The organism is [Phormidium] sp. LEGE 05292, assembly GCF_015207735.1.
Classification (GTDB): Bacteria; Cyanobacteriota; Cyanobacteriia; order Cyanobacteriales; family Aerosakkonemataceae; genus Floridanema.
In genome coordinates this window covers 1-1,878 of the sequence record NZ_JADEWG010000322.1, presented here as the reverse complement: position 1 = coordinate 1,878, position 1,878 = coordinate 1, and the positions used below count along the sequence as shown (strand labels likewise).

Annotated in this window: 2 protein-coding genes; one reads left to right on the top strand and one right to left on the bottom strand. The window is 42.9% G+C overall.

What is annotated here, in order from left to right; genetic code table 11:
• The first annotated feature begins 121 nt into the window (after positions 1–121).
• Positions 122–925 carry a WD40 repeat domain-containing protein gene (locus IQ264_RS32340; RefSeq protein WP_322744852.1) on the top strand — a complete coding sequence of 268 codons (804 nt, stop codon included), beginning with the start codon at positions 122–124 and terminating at the stop codon, positions 923–925.
• A 56-nt stretch (positions 926–981) separates the two neighbouring features.
• Here the strand turns inward: IQ264_RS32340 and IQ264_RS32335 are convergent, their stop codons facing one another.
• A complete protein-coding gene (locus IQ264_RS32335) occupies positions 982–1,584 on the bottom strand; it encodes an HPP family protein (protein ID WP_193986850.1) in 603 nt (200 codons plus the stop codon).
• Between the last annotated feature and the right edge of the window lie 294 nt (positions 1,585–1,878).

The following is a 1,878-nucleotide window of genomic DNA, read 5'->3' as shown; positions in this document are numbered from 1 at the left end:
ATATTTCCCTGATTTATGTCGTGCTATTTCCCAGCGTTACAAGTGTCGCCAACTGAAAGCATAAAATGGCACTCAATTACTTGAAGGATAAAATGGCACAAAGTGCCACTTTATCCTTCAAGTGGCAGGAAGCGCTGACAAGACGGTGAAACTGTGGAATCGACAAGGAAAGTTGCTGCAAACTCTCTCTGGTCATCAGAGTTCTGTCACGAGTGTGAGTTGGAGTCCTGATGGTCAAACTTTGGCAAGTGGAAGTAAAGATAAGACGGTGAAACTGTGGAATAAACAAGGCAAACTGCTACATACTCTTACTGGTCATCAGAATTTGGTCAGAAATGTGAGTTGGAGTCCCGATGGTCAAACTTTGGCGACTGCGAGTTATGACAAGACGGTGAAACTGTGGAACCTTCAAGGAAAGTTACTGCAAACTCTTAATCGTCATCAGAGTGAAGTCTTAAGTGTGAGTTGGAGTCCTGATGGTCAAACTCTGGCAATTGGAAGTGCTGACGACACGGTGAAACTGTGGTACAAACAAGGGAAACTGCTGCAAACCCTCACTGGTGATCAGAGTTCTGTCGGGAGTGTGAGTTGGAGTCCTGACGGTCAAACTCTGGCGACTGGAAGTTTTGACGGTACGGTGAAACTTTGGAACCTACAAGGGAAACTGTTGCAAACTCTAACTGGTCGTCAGAGTCTTGTCTTGAGTGTGAGTTGGAGTCCTGATGGTCAAACTCTGGCGACTGGAAGTTTTGACGGTACGGTGAAACTGTGGAAAATAGACAATAACTTAGATAGCCTCATCAGACAAGGTTGTTACTGGGTTAGCGATTATCTGAAAACCAATACCAATGCCACTGAAGAAGACCGTCGCATTTGTGCCAAAGATTTAAAACTGACTGAAGCTGAAATACAAAGGAGGAATTAGGATGAGAAAAGTTTTCTATTTCCCAAAGATTGATTTATTCTTGTAAGCAATTTTGGTTAAAACCAGTGTTTGGGATAGCTTCTACCAGGAACTAAATTATGAAAAATGACTGTACACAGGACAATGATAGTCGAGCCTAGTAGAACTGGAGTCCAGAGAAAATTCCAGGAAGCTTGGCTCATTACACCTAAGAGTGCGATCGCACCTCCTGGCGGATGAAGCGTTTTAGTTAACTGCATCAACTTAATTGCCGTCGCAACTGCTAAAGCCATCACCCAAGGTTCGCCGCCAAAAAGCTGTACAAGAGTAACACAGACGAGGGCAGAAATGAAGCTTCCCCCAATCACATTTCTAGGTTGAGCCAGAGGACTATCGGGCACAGCAAATAACAACACAGCCGTTGCACCAAAGGGTGCGACAATCAGTGGATAGCCACTATCAGCAGTTAGATAGGCAAGAGCTGCAATCCCTAAGAAACTGCCCAAATAAGATAACAGAATTTCTCGAAACGGAAAGCAAGGCTGAAGAGTAGAAACAGAACTTAACCTCTCACGCTTGTATTTGGTATTGCCTCGTAGCCACCAGGAAAAAGAGTATCTCAACTGCTTTTTCACAGGGGTAAAGGCTGCCAACTTATGGTGTTGTGTCAAACCTCTCATTATAGCCAGGATTTATTGGAGTACTAGGCTCTATTAAACAATGTCATGAAATTTTAATAAATAGAAATTTAGTAATTTTCGATACAGATTTTTTATAACAACTATAAATAAAACTGAAGTTACCAGGACTTATTACCCACTGAGATCATGTCCGGCTAATCAACCTTAATATCCTTAATCCGAAACCCTGTAGAGACGTTGCATGCAACGTCTCTACATTATGGGTAATCGACCGGACATGATAAACTGCTACGCATTTAAATTGAATATTTAGGCTGATGGGGAGATGGGGGG

What these genes read in the sequence shown, in the direction of transcription:
- IQ264_RS32335 (WP_193986850.1), bottom strand. Translation starts at nt 1,584, where the DNA reads ATGAGAGGTTTGACACAACACCATAAGTTGGCAGCCTTTACCCCTGTG.